Genomic DNA, 3,106 nt, shown 5'->3' on the forward strand with positions numbered 1-3,106 from the left:
AATTTATAATATTTCGGACGGTTGCGAAATTGTTAATTCATGACCATCAGGCAGGGAGGCCGGTATGCCCGTCGATTTTCTGACCACTGAGCAGGAACTGAATTATGGTCGCTATGTTGCAGAACCCAATGACGTGCAGCTGGCGCGCTATTTTCATCTTGATGAGCGGGATCTTGCCTTCATTAACCAGCGGCGGGGAAGGCATAACCGGCTGGGAATTGCGCTTCAGCTCACCACCGCCCGTTTTCTGGGCACCTTTCTGACAGACTTAACCCGGGTTCTGCCAGGTGTTCAGCAATTTGTCGCGGTGCAGCTTAATATTCGCCGTCCAGAAGTCCTTACCCGCTACGCAGAACGGGTTACCACCCTCAGAGAGCATACTGCGCTGATTAAGGAATATTACGGTTACCATGAATTTGGCGATTTCCCCTGGTCTTTCCGCCTGAAGCGCCTGCTGTACACCCGCGCATGGCTCAGTAATGAGCGACCCGGCCTTATGTTTGATTTTGCCACCGCGTGGCTGCTTCAGAATAAGGTCCTGCTGCCCGGAGCAACCACACTTGTACGTCTCGTCAGTGAAATACGCGAACGGGCAAATCAGCGGCTGTGGAAGAAACTGGCCGCGTTGCCGGACAGCTGGCAGACCGCCCGCGTGACGGAGCTTCTGGACATTCCTGAGGGGCAGCGTACTTCACCGCTGGAGCAACTGAAAAAGGGACCGGTCACCGTCAGCGGCCCGGCATTTACCGAAGCGCTGGAGCGGTATATCCGGCTGCGAAACCTGGAATTTTCCCGACTGAATTTTACCGGTCTGCCTGCTATACAACTGCGTAATTTGGCCCGTTACGCAGGCATGGCGTCGGTAAAATATATCGCGCGAATGCCACAGCAGAGAAAACTGGCCGTACTCACAGCATTCGTTAAAGCGCAGGAGACTGCGGCGCTGGATGAGGCCGTTGATGTGCTCGATATGCTGATACTGGATATCACTCGTGCGGCGAAGAAAACGGGGCAGAAAAAACGGCTCAGGACGCTTAAAGATCTTGATCGTGCTGCGCTAATATTGGCGCGGGCATGTTCATTGTTGCTGGATGAACAGGCTGACGATGCTGAACTGAGGGAGACCATATTCAACAGCATACCGAAAAGCAGGCTGGCAGAATCCGTCTGCAAGGTAAATGAGCTGGCCCGGCCTCAGAACAACAATTTCCATGACGAAATGGTGGAGCAGTACGGGCGGGTAAAGCGCTTTCTTCCGGCGGTATTGCGCGACCTGCATTTCCAGGCAGCGCCAGCCGGAGAACATACGTTGTCCGCCATTCATTATCTGACCGAACTGAACTGCTCGAAAAAGCGCATCCTGGACAATGCGCCTGAACATATTATTACCGGCCCCTGGAAACGCCTGGTATACGATGCGGAGGGCCGGATACAGCGTGCCGGTTACTCGCTTTGTCTGCTGGAGCGCCTTCAGGATGCACTACGTCGAAGGGACATCTGGCTCGAAAACAGCGATCGCTGGGGAAATCCCCGCGAGAAGCTGTTGCAGGGGGAAGAATGGCAGGCTCAGCGGGTCCCCGTTTGCCGGGCGCTGGGACATCCCACTGATGGACATAAAGGCGTGCAACAGTTGGCGGTCCAGCTAGATGAAACCTGGAAAACCGTCGCATCCCGCTTTGAAGGAAATGCGGAGGTTCATATTTGCCATGACGGTAAACATCCTTCCCTGACTATCAGCAGCCTGGAGAAACTGGAGGAGCCAACATCGTTGCATCGTCTCAACAGTCGGGTAAGGCTGCTACTCCCGCCAGTAGATTTGACGGAACTGTTGCTTGAAATAGATGCCAGAACGGGATTTACACGTGAGTTTACGCATGTCAGTGAATCCGGGGCCCGGGCACAGGATCTGCACATCAGCCTGTGCGCGGTCCTGATGGCAGAGGCCTGCAATATCGGGCTGGAACCGCTGATAAAGCACAATATACCGGCGCTGACGCGCCACCGGCTTAGCTGGGTAAAACAGAATTACCTCCGGGCAGAAACGCTGGTCAGCGCCAATGCCCGCCTGGTTGATTTTCAGTCCACACTGGAGCTTGCTGGCCGCTGGGGTGGTGGCGAAGTGGCTTCAGCTGATGGCATGCGCTTTGTCACGCCGGTGAAAACCGTCAATTCAGGACCTAACAGAAAATATTTTGGTTCCGGACGTGGCATCACCTGGTACAACTTCGTCTCTGATCAGTACTCTGGATTCCACGGCATCGTTGTCCCCGGCACATTACGAGATTCCATTTTTGTGCTGGAAGGCCTTCTGGAGCAGCAGACAGGGCTGAATCCGGTTGAGATCATGACAGACACAGCCGGTACCAGCGACATTATTTTTGGCCTCTTCTGGCTGCTGGGATACCAGTTTTCCCCCCGGCTTGCCGATGCCGGTGAAGCGGTATTCTGGCGAGTGGATAAATCGGCAAATTACGGTGCACTGGACGAACTGGCACGTGGTTGTGCCGATCTGTCGAAAGCCGAGGATCAGTGGGATGAGATGATGCGAACCGCCGGTTCGCTGAAACTGGGCACCATTCATGCTTCAGAACTCATTCGCTCTTTGCTGAAAAGCTCGCGCCCATCAGGGCTGGCACAGGCGATCATGGAAGTGGGGCGCGTCAACAAGACGCTGTACCTTCTTAATTATATTGATGATGAGGATTATCGTCGGCGGATCCTGACGCAGCTAAACCGGGGGGAAGGCCGCCATGCTGTGGCGAGGGCGATCTGCTACGGGCAGCGCGGTGAGATCAGAAAGCGCTATCGTGAAGGTCAGGAAGATCAGCTGGGGGCACTGGGCCTGGTCACTAACGCAGTGGTACTGTGGAACACACTTTATATGCAGGAAGCCCTGAGCTGGATACGCAGTAATGGAGAAGAAATCGGGGTTGAAGATATCGCCCGGTTGTCCCCACTGATGCACGGGCATATCAATATGCTGGGGCATTATACGTTTACGCTACCGGAGGATATTTTGAAGGGGGAACTGAGAGAACTAAATTTCAATTTAAACAATGAATTAACTTCTTAGCGTACGTTTTCGTTCCATTGGCTCTCAAACCCC

General features: G+C 54.1%; 1 protein-coding gene. It reads left to right on the plus strand.

What is annotated here, in order from left to right:
• Positions 1-64: 64 nt before the first annotated feature.
• Positions 65-3,073 (plus strand): Tn3 family transposase, encoded by a 3,009-nt coding sequence (locus OOJ59_RS27650; protein WP_012817690.1) that lies wholly within the window; start codon positions 65-67, stop codon positions 3,071-3,073.
• The last annotated feature ends 33 nt before the right edge of the window (positions 3,074-3,106 follow it).

Origin of the sequence: Citrobacter sp. W9, from assembly GCF_026719375.1 — a bacterium.
Taxonomy (GTDB): Bacteria; Pseudomonadota; Gammaproteobacteria; order Enterobacterales; family Enterobacteriaceae; genus Citrobacter; species Citrobacter werkmanii.